This window comes from Streptomyces sp. NPDC002787 (genome assembly GCF_053592095.1).
In genome coordinates this window covers 16,971-36,405 of the sequence record NZ_JBSFVC010000031.1, presented here as the reverse complement: position 1 = coordinate 36,405, position 19,435 = coordinate 16,971, and the positions used below count along the sequence as shown (strand labels likewise).

The 19,435-nt window shown below is 71.2% G+C and carries 13 protein-coding genes; 6 read left to right on the top strand and 7 right to left on the bottom strand.

Annotated features, from left to right (window positions below; genetic code table 11):
* Nucleotides 1-31: 31 nt before the first annotated feature.
* Both ACWD26_RS34835 and ACWD26_RS34830 read right to left on the bottom strand, forming a co-directional pair.
* Nucleotides 32-640, bottom strand: a complete 609-nt coding sequence (locus ACWD26_RS34835) for a hypothetical protein (RefSeq protein ID WP_451276115.1) — start codon at nucleotides 638-640, stop codon at nucleotides 32-34.
* A 206-nt stretch (nucleotides 641-846) separates the two neighbouring features.
* Complete coding sequence (locus tag ACWD26_RS34830) at nucleotides 847-2,874, bottom strand: N-6 DNA methylase (protein ID WP_451276113.1); 2,028 nt, start codon at nucleotides 2,872-2,874, stop codon at nucleotides 847-849.
* A gap of 212 nt (nucleotides 2,875-3,086) precedes the next feature.
* Here ACWD26_RS34830 and ACWD26_RS34825 point away from each other — a divergent pair, with 212 nt between their 5' ends.
* Both ACWD26_RS34825 and ACWD26_RS34820 read left to right on the top strand, forming a co-directional pair.
* Nucleotides 3,087-3,470 carry a hypothetical protein gene (locus ACWD26_RS34825; RefSeq protein WP_451276111.1) on the top strand — a complete coding sequence of 128 codons (384 nt, stop codon included), beginning with the start codon at nucleotides 3,087-3,089 and terminating at the stop codon, nucleotides 3,468-3,470.
* Nucleotides 3,471-3,562: 92 nt separating this feature from the next.
* Entirely contained in the window at nucleotides 3,563-4,300 is a 738-nt protein-coding gene (locus ACWD26_RS34820; protein ID WP_451276109.1) for a hypothetical protein, read from the top strand.
* Nucleotides 4,301-4,333: 33 nt separating this feature from the next.
* Here ACWD26_RS34820 and ACWD26_RS34815 read toward each other — a convergent pair whose 3' ends face one another.
* Both ACWD26_RS34815 and mfd read right to left on the bottom strand, forming a co-directional pair.
* Nucleotides 4,334-5,053, bottom strand: a complete 720-nt coding sequence (locus ACWD26_RS34815; RefSeq protein WP_451276107.1) for an HNH endonuclease family protein — start codon at nucleotides 5,051-5,053, stop codon at nucleotides 4,334-4,336.
* A 246-nt stretch (nucleotides 5,054-5,299) separates the two neighbouring features.
* A complete protein-coding gene (gene mfd, locus ACWD26_RS34810; RefSeq protein WP_451276105.1) occupies nucleotides 5,300-8,833 on the bottom strand; it encodes a transcription-repair coupling factor in 3,534 nt (1,177 codons plus the stop codon).
* Between the two features lie 339 nt (nucleotides 8,834-9,172).
* On the opposite strand from mfd, the gene ACWD26_RS34805 reads away from it, so the two are divergent.
* Complete coding sequence (locus ACWD26_RS34805; protein WP_451276103.1) at nucleotides 9,173-10,621, top strand: DUF2079 domain-containing protein; 1,449 nt, start codon at nucleotides 9,173-9,175, stop codon at nucleotides 10,619-10,621.
* A 94-nt stretch (nucleotides 10,622-10,715) separates the two neighbouring features.
* Here the strand turns inward: ACWD26_RS34805 and ACWD26_RS34800 are convergent, their stop codons facing one another.
* Nucleotides 10,716-13,295 (bottom strand): ABC transporter permease, encoded by a 2,580-nt coding sequence (locus ACWD26_RS34800; protein ID WP_451276101.1) that lies wholly within the window; start codon nucleotides 13,293-13,295, stop codon nucleotides 10,716-10,718.
* Nucleotides 13,292-14,080: an ABC transporter ATP-binding protein gene (locus ACWD26_RS34795; protein WP_451276099.1), complete on the bottom strand. Its 789-nt coding sequence runs from the start codon at nucleotides 14,078-14,080 to the stop codon at nucleotides 13,292-13,294. Before ACWD26_RS34795 ends, ACWD26_RS34800 begins: the two co-directional genes overlap by 4 nt.
* 402 nt (nucleotides 14,081-14,482) lie before the next feature.
* Here ACWD26_RS34795 and ACWD26_RS34790 point away from each other — a divergent pair, with 402 nt between their 5' ends.
* The 3 genes from ACWD26_RS34790 (at nucleotide 14,483) to ACWD26_RS34780 (ending at nucleotide 18,472) form a co-directional block, all read left to right on the top strand.
* Nucleotides 14,483-15,979 (top strand): MFS transporter, encoded by a 1,497-nt coding sequence (locus tag ACWD26_RS34790; protein WP_451276097.1) that lies wholly within the window; start codon nucleotides 14,483-14,485, stop codon nucleotides 15,977-15,979.
* Between the two features lie 337 nt (nucleotides 15,980-16,316).
* Complete coding sequence (locus tag ACWD26_RS34785) at nucleotides 16,317-16,823, top strand: DUF485 domain-containing protein (RefSeq protein WP_451276095.1); 507 nt, start codon at nucleotides 16,317-16,319, stop codon at nucleotides 16,821-16,823.
* Entirely contained in the window at nucleotides 16,820-18,472 is a 1,653-nt protein-coding gene (locus ACWD26_RS34780; protein WP_451276093.1) for a sodium/solute symporter, read from the top strand. Before ACWD26_RS34785 ends, ACWD26_RS34780 begins: the two co-directional genes overlap by 4 nt.
* A 46-nt stretch (nucleotides 18,473-18,518) precedes the next feature.
* On the opposite strand, the gene ACWD26_RS34775 is transcribed toward ACWD26_RS34780, so the two are convergent.
* A complete protein-coding gene (locus tag ACWD26_RS34775) occupies nucleotides 18,519-19,424 on the bottom strand; it encodes a cellulose-binding protein (protein WP_451276091.1) in 906 nt (301 codons plus the stop codon).
* Between the last annotated feature and the right edge of the window lie 11 nt (nucleotides 19,425-19,435).

Below are 19,435 nucleotides of genomic sequence, written 5' to 3'. Positions count from 1 at the left end.
CCGGTGATCAGGCGTCCGGTCCCCTGCTGGGTCACCTGTCTCCCTCGTGCTTGCGGAGATAGTCACTGAGCTCGTCGAGTTCGGCGCGCACCTGGTCCAGCCGGGCGGGCCCGGGGCGCTGGGGCTCCGGCCCCGGCTGGGGCTGCTGCGGAGGCTGGGGCTGCGGCTGGACGGGCTGCGGATGGACCGGCTGGGCCGGTATGTAGGGCTGCGGGGCCTGGGCCGGCGGGTAGCCGTAGCCGGTCTGCTGCGAGTACGCCGTCGTCTGGGTGTACGACACGGGCGGGGCCATCCGGGGCGGGCTGAAGTGGCGTATGTCCGCGTACAGGTAGTACGCGACGATCGCCGCGAGCCCGCCGAAGAGCAACGACATGCCCACGTCGCCGCGCCAGGTGGTGAACTCCTCCTTGCCCGGGTCGGTGCCGATGATGTACAGGGTCACGATGATGTGGACCAGCGCCAGCGCGAACAGCCACCAGTCGCGGGGCCTGCGGGTCACCGAGGCGAGCCGCAGCAGGCACGCCCAGGCGAGCAGGCCACAGCTCATGACCGCGACCACCACGAAGATCACACGGAGTGTGACCTGGCCCCCTTGGTCGGGGCCGGGGGGCGGTGTCGGCGCGTAGCCGTGGCCGTGCATGGCTGCTCCTGAGGGCCTGATGAGAGCGGACGAGCGATGTCGTTCCGAGGGTATAGGTCGGTCACGACATGAGGTCCAGGGTTGTGGACAACCGTTGTAGTACCGCAGTGCAGGTCACGCCGCCCGACGCGGAGTGGTTCCGTCCGGTAGGCGTGATCGTGGGGAGCGTGGAGGGAGTTGGTGGGGCCGGACCGCCGCCCGCCGGTTCAGTCCGGGGCGACCGAACCGTCCGTTAGTCCGTCGTACATGCCGCGCACGAGGCGTTCGCCGAGGCGGCCGGCCTGGCGGAGGGCGTCCTCGAAGGCGGCGAGGGCGCGGAACCGTTCGCCGTAGCGGCGCTGCTGATCCAGCGGGAGCCGGGGCAGTTGGAGGCGGCGTACGTCGAGGCGGGTCGCGGTGGAGGCGTAACTGCTGGCCTGGCGGCTGTTGGCGGTGCCGCGCAGGAAGCCGGCGACGAACCACGCGTCGAGCGCGGCCGGATCGGGGCGCAGCAGCGTCAGGTTGCGGCCGAGGGCGGCGCCTGCGGTCTCCTCGTCGACGACCCGCGCGACACCGCCGCCGCCGAGGACCGGGACGACGACGTCGCCCAGTTCCACCAGCACGGGCTCCTCGCCGGTCTCGGGCAGTGCCCCTGACGGTGCCGTGCCGGCCAGGACGTCGTGATCGGTGAGGACGCGCGCGTGGGGGCCGTTTCCGCCCGTGCGCAGCATCAGGGCTCCGCCGCGCGCGAGTTCACCGACCGTGGTGAGGGGCCAGCGCGCGGGCTGCGCGTCGTCGGCGAGCGGGGGTGTGAGGTCGGCGGTCAGGCGGAGGGTCTCACCGAGGCGTTCGCGTACGGCGGTCAGCTCCTCGGCGCCGCCGCCCGCGGCCGGGGGCGGCAGATGCCGGGCGGGCGCCAGATCCACGTCGTCGTCGAGCAGTTCGATGACCGGCACCGAACGGCTGAGCCCCGGCCGCTCCGTCACCTCGCCCGACCGGTCGAAGGGCCGCCAGGCGTCGAGCACGGCGGTGCGCACCGCCGCCCAGTCGAACCCGCCGCGCCCTTCGGCGGCCAGCCGCCCGGTGTCGACGAGCAGCAGCTCGGGCGGCGTGGGCGTCTTGCCGGGCCTGCGCAGCACCCACAGGTGCAGCGGGATGTTGTACGGGGGTGCCGCGCCCACCGGCAGGGCGATCACCGCGCGCAGGGCGCCGCGGCGCAGCAGGTCGGCGCGGATACGGCGCCCGGAGCGGCGGCTCGCGGCGGCCGGCGGCATCAGCAGGACGGCCGTGCCGCCGTCCTCCAGGCGGGCCAGGGCGTGCTGCACCCAGGCGAGTTCGGATTCCGTACGGGCCGGGAAGCCGTACTCCCAGCGCGGGTCGTAGGCGAGTTCGTCGTGGCCCCAGTTGCGCTCGTTGAACGGCGGGTGGCAGAGCACGGCCTCGGCCCTGAGGTGCTCGTAGGCGTCCGCGCGGAGGCTGTCCCCCGGAGCGGTGCGGATGGTGCTCTTGGTGCGCAGGGCGAGGCGGAGCGCGGTGAGGGCGGCCAGTTCACGGGAGCTGTCCTGGCCGTACAGCTCCTGGCCGGGGCGGGCGGCGACGGCACGCAGGAGGGCGCCGGTGCCGCAGGCCGGGTCGAGCACCGAGCGGGCGGAACCGGCGAGTTCGGCCATCAGCTCGGCGAGTTCGCCCGGAGTGAGCGTGTACTGGCGCGGGTTGGCGTCGAGGTGGCGGGCGAGCAGGAACTCGAAGGTCTGCCGCGCGCCCAGGTCGGCCGCGAGCTCGGTCGCAGCGCGCAGCAGGGGGATCGAGGGCAGGAACTCGGCAGGCGTGGGGTGGGGCACGGCCGGCTCGCGGACCAGGCCGAAGCGCGGGGTGAGGACGTGCCAGAGCGGCTCGGGCAGGATCCGGGCCAGCTGTTCGTCGTCGGGGCAGGCGCTGAACTCCAGCCACGCCAGGGGGCGGTCGTGGAGGTACAGCAGGGCGCAGCCCGCGTGCACCAGGGCCGTGACGGGGCCCTCGGGGTGGCCGGTGACCTGTTGCCAGACCCGCTCCTTGAGGGGCACCTCGGCGAGCTTGCCCTGCTTGCGCAGCCACTCCTCGACCTCGCCGAGCGCGAAGGCCGGGCTGGTCTCGGTGCCGCCCACCGGTTTGGGGAAGTCGGCGTGGCGGCGGCGCCAGTTGCTGACGGCGGCGCGGCCCACGCCGGCGAGCCGCGCGATGTCCGCGGCGGTGACCTCTGTCCCGTTCCCCTGCACGCGCCCGGCTCCCCTCTGTACCTGGTGTGTGGCGTCGAGCATACCGACGTACGCAAGATCTACCCATACACGCCGTGTACACGCTCCATCTCGTGAACCGCGTTGACTCGGTTCACACGATCTGCTGTCATTGACCCATCAAACGACCGGCCGCCCGATCCGGGTGGTCACACGTCGGCTGCGTTGTCACACACCGGGGGAGGAGCACGGCCATGGGGATGAAAGCCCAGATCGCGACGAACGCGGCGGTCGGACTTCTCGTCATCGGTGTGGTCTCGGCGAACGCCGGGAGCGGTGACAGCATCGTGAGTGGCAGCGGTTCAGCCGACCACTTCAAGGCCTTTGTGAACAGTCACGGCACCTCCGCCGAGCGAGCCGCCGTCTCTCATGTCACCGAGGTTCACAGGCCCGCCCCGCCCGCGGGCGACGCCGACTCGGCCGACGTCCACACGGACTTAACCGGCGGGCCGTCGGGCGGCGGCCTCGGTCCCGCCCGGCTCATCTCCGCCGCCTTCGCCGACTGGAAGCACGGTGAGCGGGGCCGCGTCACGGTCTACGACTCCGCGGGCGAACCGCTCGACACCCGCACGTACTGACGCGCGCCGCTCACCGACCCGCGCGAAACACACCACTCGTTCCACTCACCTCACTCACCGACTCACCCATCGATTCCCAGGGGGGAACTCCCATGCGTCGCACCGCACTCGCCGCTGTCTGCATCGCCGCCGCGGCCACCTTCTCGCTCACCGGCTGCCTCCCCGGCGAGGACAAGCCCGAAGGCCCGTTCGCCGGGCTGACCGGCGGCGAGATCGCCGACAAGGCCGTGAAGGCCACCTCGGACGCCGACTCGCTCCGGATGAAGGGCGAGGTCCAGGACGACTCCGCCGGCGGCACGGTCCAGATGGACATGGCCATGAACAAGAAGGGCGACTGCGCCGGCACGCTGAGCATGGACGGCGAGGGCGAGGCCGAGCTGATCAAGGTCGGCGACACCATCTACATGAAGTACGACGAGGCCTTCCTGCGCGCCCAGTCGAAGGACGCCTCCAAGGAGGAGGCCGACATGGCCGTCGAGTGGCTCGCCGACAAGTGGACCAAGACGTCCGCGACCGCCGAGGACTCCAAGGACATCGCGGGCTTCTGCGACCTCGACACCGTGCTCGCCGACTTCGAGGACGTGAACTCCGACGCCGAGCGCGGCAAGACCGCCGCGGTCGCCGGCACCCCCGCGATCGTCCTCAACGAGAAGGACGGCAAGGACAGTTACACCCTGTACGTGGCCACCGAGGGCAAGCCGTACCTCCTGCGGGTCGTCAGCAAGTCCGCCGACGAGCCCGGCGACCTCACCTTCACCGACTACGACAAGCCGGTCCCGGCCGAGGCGCCCAAGGGCAAGGTCATCGACCTGGACGAGGACTTCAGCTGACGCGCCCTTCCGCGAGGCGGCACCGCGGCTGCTTCAGTCCGCGTGGAAGCGGGCCGGGGCCTTGGTCGGGTTGCCGCCGGTGGGGAGCTTCTGGTTGGGGCAGGTCGTCAAAACGCGCTTCATGGCGGACTGTTCGGCCGAGGTGACCCACAGGCCGTACTTGGTCTTCACGGCGACCTGCGCGGCCACGTAGGCGCAGCGGTACGCCTTGTTGGGCGGGAGCCAGGTGGCGGTGTCGCCGTCACCCTTGCTCCGGTTGGTGCCGGAGTCGACCGCGAGGAGGTTCAGCGGGTCGTTGGCCAGCGCTATGCGCTTGCTGTCGTCCCATTGCTGGGCGCCCTTCTGCCAGGCGTCGGAGAGGGCCACGATGTGATCCACGTCGATCTTGCTGCGGCCGCGTACGTACGGCACGTCCCCGCCGGTGTACGGGTCCGGGTCGAGCACACCGGAGACCACCGTGCAGTCGTCGTCCCGGAACTTCACCTCCTTCAGGTCGCGCTTGAGTATGTCGTCGCGGGTGCCGCAGCTGTTGGAGTCCGTGTCGGCCCAGGGGCTGCCGAACTCGCCGCGGTCGTAGTTGGTCTTGGGCGCCCGCCCCTTGACGGTCAACGCCTCCGCGGCGGCGAACGCGGCGCCGCCCCCGCCGGGGTTCTCCTGCGGTCCGGCGCCCGACCCCTCCGCGTCCAGTTCGCAACCGGTGGCGGCGACCAGCACCAGAGCGACGGCGGCGACCCCACCCCTCAGACGCACCACGCGACACCCCTTCCTTCGTCCGTGCACTCACGCGGTCCTGCGTGGGGTTCCCCGTCTCCCCTGCTCGACACGGTAGCCGCCGCCCGGTGCGGCCAGACCGGCACCCGACCGTCATCAACGGTCATCAAGGTGCACGCCGGGCGTACCTGCGGTGGTGAGTGGGCGGCCGTGCCCCCACCACAGCCGTGACGCCGTGACGCCACCACCCAGAACGGCTACGCCCTCACACCGGCCCTCCCGGAACCGCTAAGACCCCAGAATCGACGCCAGGAACTCCCCGGTCCACCCCAGCAAGTCCCGCCCGACCAACGGCTTCCCGCCCACCTTCGCCGTCTTCGGCCGAGGGACGAGCACCTGGTGGGCAGCGGGCTTGATGACCGTGCCCGGATACAGCCGCTTGAGGCGCAGCTCCTGCGACTCCCGCAACTCCACCGGCGCGAAGCGGATGTTCGTGCCCTGGAGGACGATCTCGCCCACCCCGCAGGCCCGGGCGAGCATCCGCAGGCCGGCCACCAGCAGCAGGTTCTCCACGGGCTCGGGCAGCTTGCCGTAGCGGTCGACGAGTTCCTCGCGTACGGCAGCGACGTCGGCCTCGTTGTTGATGGAGGCGATCGCACGGTAGGCCTGAAGCCTCAGCCGCTCCCCGGGCGCGTAGTCGTGCGGGACGTGCGCGTCGACCGGCAGCTCGATCTTGACCTCGAGTGGCGGCTCCTCCTCGACCTCCCCGGTCTCCAGCTGCCGCCGGTAGTCCGCGACCGCCTCGCCCACCATGCGGACGTACAGGTCGAAGCCGACGCCCGCGATGTGGCCGGACTGTTCGCCGCCCAGCAGATTGCCCGCGCCCCGGATCTCCAGGTCCTTCATCGCCACGTACATGCCCGCGCCCATCTCCGTGTGCTGGGCGATCGTGGCCAGGCGCTCGTGGGCCGTCTCCGTCAACGGCTTCTCCGGCGGGTACAGGAAGTACGCGTACCCCCGCTCCCGGCCGCGGCCGACCCGGCCGCGCAGCTGGTGCAGCTGAGAGAGACCGAAGGTGTCTCCCCGCTCCACGATCAGCGTGTTCGCGTTCGAGATGTCGATGCCCGACTCCACGATCGTCGTCGAGACGAGCACGTCGAACTTCTTCTCCCAGAAGTCGACGACGACCTGCTCCAGGGCCTGTTCCGACATCTGGCCGTGGGCCGTCGCGATGCGCGCCTCGGGGACGATCTCACGCAGTCGGGCCGCCGCGCGGTCGATGGACTCCACCCGGTTGTGGATGTAGAAGACCTGGCCTTCTCGAAGGAGTTCCCTTCGGATGGCCGCGCCGATCTGCTTCTCCTCGTACGGGCCGACGAAGGTGAGGACCGGGTGGCGCTCCTCCGGCGGGGTGGTGATCGTCGACATCTCGCGGATGCCGGTCACCGCCATCTCCAGCGTCCTCGGGATCGGTGTCGCGGACATCGTCAGCACGTCCACGTTCGCGCGGAGCTTCTTCAGCTGTTCCTTGTGCTCGACGCCGAAGCGCTGCTCCTCGTCGACGATGACGAGGCCGAGGTCCTTGAACTTGGTCTCGGAGGAGAAGAGGCGGTGGGTGCCGATGACGATGTCGACCGCGCCCTCGCGCAGGCCCTCCAGCGTGCCCTTGGCCTCGGTGTCCGTCTGGAAGCGGGACAGGGCCCGGACGTTCACCGGGAACTGCGAGTACCGCTCGCTGAACGTGCCGAAGTGCTGCTGCACCAGCAGCGTCGTCGGCACCAGCACAGCCACCTGCTTGCCGTCCTGGACGGCCTTGAAGGCGGCCCGGACCGCGATCTCCGTCTTGCCGTAGCCGACGTCGCCGCAGATCAGGCGGTCCATCGGGACCGTCTTCTCCATGTCCTCCTTGACCTCGGCGATCGTCGTCAGCTGGTCGGGCGTCTCCGCGTAGGGGAAGGCGTCCTCCAGCTCGCGCTGCCAGGGGGTGTCCGCGCCGAACGCGTGTCCGGGCGCCGCCATCCGGGCCGAGTACAGCTTGATGAGGTCGGCGGCGATCTCCTTGACCGCCTTCTTCGCCCGCGCCTTGGTCTTCGTCCAGTCGGCGCCGCCGAGGCGGTGCAGGGTCGGGGCCTCGCCGCCGACGTACTTGGTGATCTGTTCCAGCTGGTCGGTGGGGATGTAGAGGCGGTCGCCGGGCTGACCGCGCTTGGCGGGGGCGTACTCCACGACCAGGTACTCGCGGGTCGCGCCCTGCACGGTCCGCTGGACCATCTCGATGTAGCGGCCGACGCCGTGCTGCTCGTGGACGATGTAGTCGCCCGGTTCGAGGGTGAGCGGGTCGATGGTCTTGCGGCGCCGGGCGGGCATGCGGGCGCCGTCCTTGCCGGCCGCCTTCTGGCCGGAGAGGTCGGTCTCGGTGAGGACCGCCAGCTTCAGGGCGGGGTCGATGAAGCCGTAGTCGATCGAACCGCACGCCACGTGCACGACGGAGGGGGCGATCTGCCCGAGGTCGGCTTCCAGGCGGGCCGCGATGCCCTCGCTGCCCAGGACCTCGACCGTACGGGCGGCGGGGCCGTGGCCCTCGGTCACGAAGACCGTGCGCCAGCCGTCGGCGAGCCAGCCCTTGGTGTCGGCCAGCGCCTTCGCCGTGTCACCGCGGTACGTCTCCGGCGCGTGCATGCCCAGCTTGAGGGTGTCCGCGTCGAGCTCCTCGTCCGCCGCGAACGGCGACACCGACCACCACATCATGTCCAGCTCACGGGCCCGGTCGCGGACGTCCGCGATGGACCACAGGGAGGCCGCGCCGACGTCGATGGGCGCCTCGCCGCCACCGGCCGTGGCCGCCCAGGACGCCTGCAGGAACTCCTGCGAGGTCGCCACCAGGTCCGCCGCGCGCGTACGCACGCGCTCCGGGTCGCACACGACCGCCATGGCGCCCTTCGGCAGGACGTCGATCAGCAGTTCCATGTCGTCGACGAGGACCGGGGCGAGGGACTCCATGCCTTCGACGGCGATGCCCTCGGCGATCTTGTTGAGCAGTTCGCCCAGCTCCGGGTGGCGTTCGGCGAGGACCCGCGCGCGCTCACGGACCTCGTCCGTCAACAACAGCTCACGGCAGGGCGGGGCCCACAGACCGTGCTCGGCGACCTCCAGCGATCTCTGGTCGGCGACCTTGAAGTACCGGATCTCCTCGACGTCGTCGCCCCAGAACTCCACTCGGAGGGGGTGCTCCTCGGTCGGCGGGAAGACGTCCAGGATGCCGCCGCGTACGGCGAACTCGCCGCGCTTCTCTACCAGTTCGACCCGGGAGTACGCCGCTGCCACCAGCGCCTCCACCGTACGGTCGAGGTCGGCCGAACCGCCCGTGCGCAGGGCCACGGGCTCCAGCTCGCCGAGGCCCTTGACCTGCGGCTGGAGGACCGAACGGATGGGGGCGACGACGACCGAGACCGGGCCGGTCTCCGGGTCGTCGGAGGTCGGGTGGGTCAGGCGGCGCAGAACCGCGAGGCGGCGGCCGACGGTGTCGCTGCGCGGGCTGAGCCGCTCGTGCGGGAGCGTCTCCCACGCCGGGTACTCCACGACGCCGTCCGGGGGGAGCAGCGAGCGCAGGGCCGCCGCCAGGTCCTCGGCCTCGCGGCCCGTCGCCGTCACGGCGAGTACGGGGCGGCCGGCGTCACGGGCGAGGGCGGCCACCGTGAAGGGGCGGGCGGCCGGGGGGCCCACCAGGTCGAGGTGGGTGCGGTGGCCGTCGGCTGCCGTCCTGATCGCTTCCGCGAGGGGGGCGTCCTTGACTACGGCGTCTAGCAGACCGTGGAGGCTCATGAAGGGCGGTTCCCGTCCGGGGTGGGCAAGGGGGGTGGGCAGGGAGGGAGGTACGGCGGGGCAACACGAACGCCCGGACTCGTGTGACGGGGCCGGGGTGTCCAGGGTACGACGCGCGGTGCGAGGGCTGTGGACCGGTTTTGTCTCGCCCCCGCCGCCCCTACCCGTCCCATCCAGAAGCGGCTGCGCCCCTTCGACCCCCCGGCGCGGGTCCGGTGGGGGTTGCTCGCGCAGTTCCCCGCGCCCCTGAGAAGCAGGGGCTCCGCCTCCTGCTTCTCAGGGCGCCTAGTCTCTTGTGGCACGCCCGTCATCCCCGCCCCCACCCGAACGTGAGCCCCCATGGTCCCGAGCGCCCCGTCCACGCAACCGTCGGCGCCGGCGCTCATACCCGCGCCGGTCGTGGCTGCGGGCTCGCCCGCTCGCCCCGGCCGGCGGCTCTCTCTCACGGGACGCGAGCCGTACGTGCTCGCGGTCGTGCTGTTCGTGGCGTACGCGGCGGTGTCGGTCGGGCGGTACCGGCGGATGGGCACCCGTTCGTACGACCTGGGCATCTACGAGCAGGCGGTGCGGGCGTACGCGCACTTCCAGGCGCCGATCGTCGAGCTGAAGGGGCCCGGGTACAACGTGCTCGGGGATCACTTCAGCCCGGTCACCATGCTGCTCGCGCCGTTCTACCGGGTGTTTCCGTCCCCGGTGACGCTGCTGGTCGTCCAGGCCGCGTTGTTCGCGCTGTCGGCCGTGCCGGTGACGCGGGTGGCGATGCGGCTGCTGGGGCGCGCGCGAGGGCTCGCGCTCGGGGTGGCGTACGGGCTGTCGTGGGGGATGCAGAGGGCCGTGAACTTCGACTTCCACGAGATCTGTTTCGCGGTTCCGCTGATCGCGTTCTCGCTGGAGGCGCTGCTGCGGCACCGGTGGCGCGCGGCCCTGCTATGGGCGCTGCCGCTGGTGGTGGTCAAGGAGGACCAGGGGCTGACGCTGGCGGTCATCGCCGTGGTCGTCGCGGTACGGGCCCGGCGGCACGGTGCGTCGCGGGCGGTGCCGTACGCCGTCGCGGTCGCGTCGTTCGGCGCGGTCGCCACGCTGGTCACCTTCACCATGATCATCCCAGCCTTCAACACGGGCGGCGCCTCCGACTACCTGTCCAAGGTCGGCGGCACCGGGCCCCTGACCGGCGCGGACGTCAAGATCCGTACCGTCCTCTGGCTGCTGATCCCGACCAGCGGACTGCTCGCCCTGCGCTCCCCGATCGTGCTCGCCGTCCTGCCCACCCTGGGCTGGCGGTTCGTCTCCGCCGACGACCACTACTGGGGCACGGACTGGCACTACAGCGCCGTGCTGATGCCGATCATCACCCTCGCGCTCGTCGACGCGCTGACCGCCGCCCGCCAGAGCCCCCGCCCGTGGCTGCGCTCGTACGCCGTCCATCTGCCCACCGCCGTCCTCGCGGCGGCGCTCGCGCTGACGACGGCGCTGCCCCTCGGCACCCTGACCGAGGCCGACGCCTACCGCGTCCCGGACCGTGTCCGGGCCGTCGAGAGGCTGCTGGACACCATCCCGGACGGGGCCACCGTCGAGTCCAACGTCGGCCCCATCAGCCGGCTGACCTCACGCTGCCGTGTCTTCTGGATCGGCCGGACGAAGGGGCTCGCGCCCGACTACATCGTCTTCAACAACGCCTCGGGCTGGGTGAAGGACGTCCCCGGGTACGCCCGTCAGCTGCATCCGCGCGACGAGTACGCGCTGCAAGGTGTCATCCAGGGGTATGTGCTGCTGAAGCGTACGTCCTGACAGCGGTGGAGCCCGGCACCCGGAAGCATCCGCTTCCCGGCGCCGGGCTCTCCCCCGGTTTCCCCCGTGTCCCCCGTGTCCCCGTGCCCGGTGGCTACTCGGTCGCGATGGCGTTCAGTACGTTCATGCGGCCCGCCCTGAACGCCGGCACCAGCGCCGCGAACAGGCCCACGAAGGCCGAGCCGACGAAGACCGCGGTGATCGTCGGCCACGGGATCTCGAGGACCTTCAGGCCCTCCAGGGCGAGGAGCTGCTGGGCGGCGGCGCCCCAGCCCATGCCCAGGCCGAGGCCCAGCAGCGCGCCGAACAGGGCGATGACGACCGACTCCAGACGGATCATGCGGCGCAGCTGGCGGCGGGAGAGGCCGATGGCGCGCATCAGGCCGATCTCCCTGGTCCGCTCGACGACCGACAGCGCCAGGGTGTTCACGACGCCAAGGATCGCGACGATGATCGCGAGGGCGAGCAGGCCGTAGATCATGTTGAGGAGCTGGTCGATCTGGGCCTTGAGCGCTTCCTTGTAGTCGGTCTGGTCGCGGACCTCGTACTGCGGGTAGTCGTGCAGCGCGCCCTTGAGGGACTTGTACGCGGCCGCCTCCTGGCCGTCCTTCGCCGAGGCGAAGAGGAGCTGGTCGAGGGGCATCTTGTCGGCGGGGACGTACTTGGCCATCGTGTCGATGGCCGTGTACATGGCTCCGGCGTCGATGACGGTGTCGCTGCTGGTGATCGCGCGGACGGTGAGCTGGGCCGTGGAGCCGTCCTTGAAGGCGACGGAGATCCTGGAGCCGAGTTCGACGCCGTGGTCCTTGGCGAACTCCTCGTGGACGGACATCGAGTCGGGCTTGTAGGCGTCGGCCAGCTTGCCCTCGACGGTCTTGGTGGCGAGGTCGGTGGCGTAGCTCGGGTCGGCGGCCGTGATGGCCGTGTCCTTGAGCGTCTTGCCGTCGGGCGTGGTGAAGTCGGCCTGGGTCCACTTGTACTCGGTGAGGCGGTCGACGCCCTCGGCGGAGCGCGCGGCCTCGACCGCCTGCGGGGTGATCAGCTGGCCGGTGTCGGACTGGATGATGAAGTCCGTGCCGACCGTCTTGTCCAGCTCCTCCGTGGCCGAGGCGACCATGGAGGAGCCGACGACCGACAGACAGGCGACCAGGGCGAGGCCGATCATCAGCGCGGCGCCGGTGGCCCCCGTACGGCGCGGGTTGCGCAGCGCGTTGCGCTCGGCCATGCGGCCCACGGGTCCGAAGGCCCGCAGGACGACCGTGCCCAGCACCCGCACCACGGCGCCGGCGAGCAGCGGGCCGATGACGACGAAGCCGATGAGGGACAGGACGATACCGACGCCCAGCCACATCGAGCCCTCGCTCGCCTTCTCGGCCGCGGACGTCAGGTACAGGCAGTAGCCGCCGGCACCGGTCAGGAGCAGGCCGATCACGGCCCGTACGACTCCGGCCTTGACGTCCAGCGGGGCGCCGACGTCACGCAGGGCGGCCATCGGGGAGACCTTGCCGGCGCGCCGGGCGGGCATGTACGCGGCGAGGACGGTGACGACGATGCCGAGGAGCAGGCCGACCGCCGGGGTCGTCCAGGCGACGGTGAGGTCGTCGGTGGACAGGTTCATGCCGGTGGCGCTCATCAGCTTCATCAGGCCGATGGCGAGGCCCACGCCGCTGGCGACGCCGAGGACCGAGCCGAAGACACCGAGGAGCAGTGCCTCGACGAGGACCGACCGGTTGACCTGGCCGCGGCTGGAGCCGATGGCGCGCATCAGGCCGATCTCGCGGGTCCGCTGGGCGACCAGCATGGAGAAGGTGTTGATGATCAGGAAGATGCCGACGAGGAAGGCGATCCCGGCGAAGCCGAGCATGGCGTACTTCATGACGCCCATGAACTCGCCGACGTCCTTGGCGCCCGCGTCCGCGACCTCCTTGGCGGTCTGCACCTGGTAGCCGGTGCCCAGTTGGGCGAGGACGTTCTTCTTCACCTGCGCGTCCGTGAAGCCGGCGGCGGCGGTGATGTTGACGTTGGTGTACACGCCGCTCTCGCCGACGAGGGTCTTCTGGGCGGTGGCGGTGTCGAGGTAGAAGATCGCCGCGCCGGGGTTGGTGATCTGGAACTCGGCGATGCCGGAGACCTTCGCCCGGTGTGTGCCGACGGCGCTGATCACACCGATCTCGTCGCCGAGCTTCAGGTCGTGCTTGTCGGCGGTGTCCGCGTCGACGACGATCTGGTCGGGGCCGCGCGGCGCGTTGCCGGACGAGATCTTCATCGTGCGGGCGTCGTTGGCGTTCCAGTTGCCGACGATCGTCGGGGCGCCGCTGGTGGGCGAGAGGTTGTCCTTGTCGGCGTCGACGACCGTCACCGAGGTGGAGAAGACGGTGCCCTCGGCCGACTTCACGCCGTCCGCGCCGCCCACCTTGTCGAGGACGGACGCCGGCATGACCGGCGGCTTGCCGTTGTCGGACTGGGTCTCACCGCTGTCCGAGGCGCCCTTGGCGCTGACGGTGACGTCGGAGGCGGTGGCCGCGAACAGCTTGTCGAACGTCGTCCCCATCGTGTCGGTGAAAACGAGGGTGCCCGTCACGAACGCCACCGACAGCATGACCGCGATGGCCGAGAGGGCCATTCGTCCCTTGTGCGCGAAGAAGTTGCGCATCGAGGTCTTCATGACGCTCATGACGTACGCCCCCGGGCGTCGAAGTCCTTCATCCGGTCGAGGACGGCCTCGGCGGTCGGCCGGTACATCTCGTCGACGATGCGGCCGTCGGCCAGGTACAGCACACGGTCCGCGTACGAGGCGGCCACCGGGTCGTGCGTGACCATCACGATGGTCTGGCCGAGCTCGTCGACCGACGTGCGCAGGAAGCCGAGCACCTCGGCGCCGGCCCGGGAGTCCAGGTTGCCGGTCGGTTCGTCACCGAAGATGATCTCCGGCCGCGCGGCCAGCGCCCGGGCGACGGCGACACGCTGCTGCTGACCGCCGGAGAGCTGGGTGGGCCGGTGCTTGAGCCGGTCGCTCAGGCCGACGGTGTCGACGACCCGGCCCAGCCACTCCTTGTCCGGCTTACGCCCCGCGATGTCCATCGGGAGCGTGATGTTCTCTATCGCGTTCAGCGTCGGCAGCAGGTTGAACGCCTGGAAGATGAACCCGATCCGGTCCCGGCGCAGCTGCGTGAGCTTCTTGTCCTTCAGCCCGGTGATCTCGGTGTCGTCGAGGAAGATCTGACCCGACGTCACGTTGTCGAGCCCGGCGAGGCAGTGCATGAGGGTGGACTTTCCGGACCCCGAGGGACCCATGATCGCGGTGAACTGTCCCCGCGCGATGTCCACGTCCACATGGTCGAGGGCGACGACACGGGTCTCCCCGGACCCGTACGCCTTCACGACCTGCCGCGCCCGCGCGGCAACGGCCGTAGTCCCTCCAGTACCCCCGTGCCTGGTGATGGTCACAGCCGATGTCACGGTATGTCTCCTAAGTCGGGCAGCGAATGAGTCGTACGAGGCGAGGTGCCGGTTCGTACGAGGTGCTGTGTCGATGAGTCTGGCCCCCGGAGGGGGGCCGGCGCGCTGGTGCCCAGCGCAGTCTTCTGCTGGGGAAAACCCCACCCCCACCGCTCCGGTCCACCGCCCCCCAGCGGCGTAAAGCCAGGTTAAGGACGGGAGGTAGCCACTCTCGTCCTCCGGCGGTACCAACCCGCCCCCAGCCGTAGTACGGAGGCACCCCTAGGGGATCTCGCCCGCCGAGAGGAGGCCGCTTCAGGGTTGGCCTCCTCCTTCCGGCGCAGCCAGGTTGCACCCTGCCGTGGCGTGAGGGTCAAGTGGGAAGCTGGTCTCCGGCAGATAGATGCAGGGGGAAGGAATCCGGTGGGCGACACGCGACCCGCGGTACGCGACTCGGCACAGCACACCGGAACCGGCAGACGAAGAGCCGTGACCGCCGCCCTCATGCTGTCGATGGGCCTGGCCGCGCTGGACTCCACGATCGTCTCGACCGCCGTACCGCAGATCGTCGCCGACCTCGGCGGCTTCTCCGTCTTCTCCTGGCTGTTCTCGGGCTACCTGCTGGCCGTCACCGTCACCCTCCCCGTCTACGGCAAGCTCTCGGACACCTTCGGCCGCAAGCCGGTACTGATCGTCGGCGCGGTCCTGTTCCTGCTGGGCTCGCTGCTGTGCGCGCTGGCCTGGAACATGGCGTCCCTGATCGCCTTCCGGATCGTGCAAGGCCTGGGCGGCGGGGCCCTGCAGGGCACGGTGCAGACGCTGGCGGCCGACCTGTACCCCCTGGAGGAGCGCCCGAAGATCCAGTCCAAGCTGTCCACGGTGTGGGCGGTGTCGGCGGTGGCGGGCCCCGGGGTGGGCGGAGTCCTCGCCGCCTACGCGGACTGGCGCTGGATCTTCCTCATCAACCTCCCGCTGGGCGCGGCGGCGCTGTGGCTGCTGGTCCGTCATCTGCACGAGCCCCGGCGGGAGTCGACGAGCCGGCCGCGCATCGACTGGGCCGGCGCGCTGACGGTCTTCGCCTGCGGAGGCGCCCTGTTGACGGCGCTGGTGCAGGGCGGGGTGGCCTGGGACTGGCTCTCCTGGCCCTCACTGACCCTGCTGGGCACGGGAGTCGCCCTGATCGCGGCGCTGGTGCTGATCGAACGCCGCGCCGCCGAGCCGATCATTCCCGGCTGGGTGTGGCGCCGCCGCACGATCGCGGCGGTGAACCTGTCGCTCGGCGCGCTGGGCCTGCTGATGGTGGCGCCGACGGTCTTCCTCGCGACCTACGCGCAGTCGGTGCTCGGCCTGGCACCGGTGGCCGCCGGTTTCGTCGTCTCCGTCTGGACGCTGAGCTGGCCGGTGTCGGCGGCCCTCAGCCAGCACGTCTACCGCCGCATCGGCTTCCGCGACACGGCCCTGCTGGGCATGGCGGCAGCGGCGGCCCTCCTCTTCGCCTTCCCGTTCCTCCCCTACCCGGGCGAGGCCTGGCAACCGACCCTGCTCATGCTCCTGCTGGGCGCCGCGCTGGGCCTGTTCCAACTCCCCCTGATCGTGGGCGTCCAGTCGACGGTGGAGTGGGAGGAGCGGGGCACCGCCACCGCGTCGATCCTCTTCTGCCGCCAGACGGGTCAGACCCTGGGCGCGGCGGTGTTCGGCGCGGTGGCGAACGGGGTGCTGGCGTCCCGGCTGGGCGGCGGCGCGGGAGACCTGGACGCCGTCACACACTCCCTCGACGCCGACACGACCGCCGAGCCGGTCCGCCGGGCCGTCGCGGACGCGGTCGACGCCGTGTATCTGGGCGCGGCGTGCGCGGCGGCGGTGGCGTTCCTGGTGCTGCTGGTGGTGGCGCCGCGCAGGTTTCCGGTCCTCAAGGACTGAGGCCGGCCGCGTGAAGGGCTGAGGTCGGCCGAGTCGCGGACCGAGGTCAGCCAAGTCGCGGACCGAGGTCAGCCAAGTCGCGGACCGAGGTCAGCCAAGTCGCGGACTGTAGGTCAGCCGAGTCGCGGACGACCGGTGCCCCAGGAGTCGCTGCGAAAAACCTGAGTTAATCCCGGTAACACCCCAGGTCAGCCCGAGATTCGTCAAGTAAGCGCATACCGACCGCTCAGTTTGTCGAAAAGCCCGCGCACCTCCGCACCCACGAGTAGCGTCGCGCCCGCCCACCCCCCACTCCCTGCGGTCCACACGGACCCGAGCCGCGCAAGGAGATCAAGGGATGACCGACGCCTTCTCGTCACCCCCGCACCAGCCGCCGTACCCACCGCACACCTCGTCCCCCTCGTACCTCACCTACCCCTGGACACCCCAGGAACCGGTCCCGGCCCCGGCGCCGAAGCCGGCCCCCCGCCACTCCCCTCTCGGCCACCACAGCGACCTGCGGGTGCTGCGGAGCGCGTACCGGTGGCAGCGGCGGGTGGCGACGCTGACCGCGCTCGGCTACTTCGTGCTGTTCCTCGTCCTGTCGGCGTTCGCCCCGTCGTTCATGCGGGGCACGGTCTCCGGCGGACTGTCGACGGGACTGTTGCTGGGGCTGGCGCAGATCCCGGTGACCTGTCTGGCGATCTGGCTGTACGAGCACACCGCGCGCCGCCGGGTCGACCCGCTGGCCGACCGCATACGCGGCCTGGCGGCGGTGGACGCGCGACGGGAGGCGAGGCATGACGCGGCACATGACGCAAGACGTGGCGTGAGGCGTGACGCGCGGCAGGGGGCCGGCCGATGAACCCCGCCGGCTCCTCGGTCATCGGCGCCGGCGGTCTCGCCGAGTTCGGCGGATCCGCCCAGACCATGTCGCTCGTCGGGTTCACGGCGATCGCCACGATCACGCTGCTGCTGTGCGTGATGACGGGCCCGGACCGCGACGACCTCGACGAGTTCTACACCGGCTACAGCTCGCTCTCCCCCGTGCGCAACGGCCTCGCCATCGCGGGCGACTACATCTCGGCGGCGACGGTGCTGGGCACGGGCGGAGTGATCGCCCTCTTCGGCTACGACGGTGTCGTCCTCGCGCTCAGCACGGCCCTGTCCCTGATGCTGCTGATGTTCCTGCTGGCCGAACCCCTGCGGAACGCGGGCCGTTTCACCATGGGCGACGCGCTGGCGCGGCGGATGCCCGGCCGGTGCGTCCGCGTCACCGCCTGCGTGGTCACGATCGCCGCGCTGATGCCGATGATGCTGGTCCAACTGGCGGGCACGGGCGATCTGTTGGCGTTCCTCCTCGGATTCTCCAGCGACAGCCTCAAAACCGGTGTCGTGGTGATCGTCGGCGCACTGATGATCGGCTACGCGGCGATCGGCGGGATGAAGGGCACCGCCCTCGTCCAGATCGTCAAGATCGTGATGCTGCTCGGCTCCGGCGGACTTGTCGCCGTACTGATCCTGCACAAGTTCGACTGGGACCCCGGCCTGCTGCTCGGCGCGGCGGCCGACAAGAGCGGCATCGGCACCGGATACCTCCACTCGGGGCTGCAGTTCGCGGGCGGCCCGCACCCCGAACTCGACATGATCACCGCGCAGTTGACGGTCGTCCTCGGCGGCGCCTGCCTCCCTCACGTCACCATGCGCATGTACACGGCGAGCAGTGCCCGTCAGGTCCGCCGTTCGATGTCCTGGGCGGTCCCCTCGGTCGCCCTCTTCGTGCTGGTCATCTCGGTGATCGGCTTCGGCGCGACGGCCCTGGTCGGCCGCGAGGTGATCGCCGCGGCCGACCCCCAGGGCAACACGGCCTATCTGCTGGGCTCGATGGCCGCGTTCGGCGCGGAGGTGTCCACGGCGGAGACCCTGCTGTTCACCACGGTCACGACGGCGGTCTTCCTGACCCTGCTCGCCTCCGTGGCCAGCATGATCCTGGCCTGCGCGAACTCCCTGGCCCACGACGTCTTCGCGGCCCTCGCCACCACACCCCTCACCCCCCGCCGCGAGATGACCATCGCCAGGCTCTCCGCGGGCGCGGTCGGCGTCACCGCGATCGTCCTCGCCACACTGGTCCAGCACCGCAGCCTGCAGCCCCTGGTCACCCTCTCCTTCTGCCTCGGCGCCTCCGCCATCGCCCCCGCCCTGGTCTACGGCCTCTTCTGGCGCCGCTACACCCGCACCGGCCTGATGTGCACCCTCATCGGCGGCACCCTCTCCGTCCTCGTCCTCATGACCGGCACCAACCTCGTCTCCGGCTCCCCCCACTCCGCCTTCCCGGACGCCGACTTCAACTGGTTCCCCTTCACCACCACAGGCCTGCTCTCCATCCCCCTGGGCTTCGCCTTCGGCTGGCTGGGCACGACGCTCTCTGGCCGCACCAAGGCGGAGGAACAACGCAGGCAGTACGAGGCGGTGGAGGGCTGGATCCTGGCGGGGGCGGCGCGTCGGAACGAGTGACGGGCGCGCGCCGGCGTCGCGCTCCCGCTCCGCCGGGGAAGGGCCGTCACTGCCGCGGCGTCGGCTCCTCCGGGGCATGGCCGGTCAACGCGGCGAGGCTGCTGCGTACGTTGTCCATCTGTCCCTGCACCTCGTCCCATCGCTCCCCGTGTTCCCGCAGCACCCTCTCCGTCTCCCTGGCCGCCCACTCCTCCCGGCGCCGGGCCTCCGCGATCGCCTCGGCGGCGCGGTCCTCGGCATCCTCCTGCAGCTGCGCGGCGGCGGCCCTGGCGTCGGCGAGGGCACGCTCGGCGGCGTGAAGCTCCGCCTCGGCGCGGGCGACCCGTTCGGCGTGCCGGGCGTCGAAGACGGCCTCGCGTTCGGCGATCTCCCGCTCGATGCCGGCCACCCGGTCGTCGAACTCCCTGTCGAGTTCGGCGAGCATCCCGTCGGTCCGCTCCCGCATCTCCCGCAGCGCGGCCAGGGCCTCGCCGCGCCCCTCCTTCACCCAGCGCCGGGCCGTGATCCGCAGGTCGTCGGCCTCGGCCTGGGCGGCCAGCAAGCGGTTCTTGGCCCGTTCCTCGGCCTCGCCGCGCACCTCGTCGGCGTACGCCTGCGCCGCCCCCCGCAGCCGTGCCCCGGCCTCCTCCGCCTCGGTGACGATCCGCCGGGCCTCGTCGCGCCCGCCCTGGCGGACCGCCTCGGCCGCCGCGACGCCGAGTTCGTACAGTTCCCGTGCGCGCCCGCCGAGCGCCTCGTAGGTCTGCGGGGTCAGCCCGGCGACCGTCTCGCGCAGCCGGTCGAGTTCCGTGCCCATCTCCCGGGCCAGCACGGTCAGCCGGGCGGCCCGCTCCCACGCCGCGTCCCGGTCCCGCCACAGGGCCGCCGCGCAGGCGTCGACCTGGTCGGGGCGGTATCCCCGCCGTACGACATCGAAGTCGAAGCCATGGGGTGCCGTCGGTGCGCTGCTCATGCTGGGCCCTC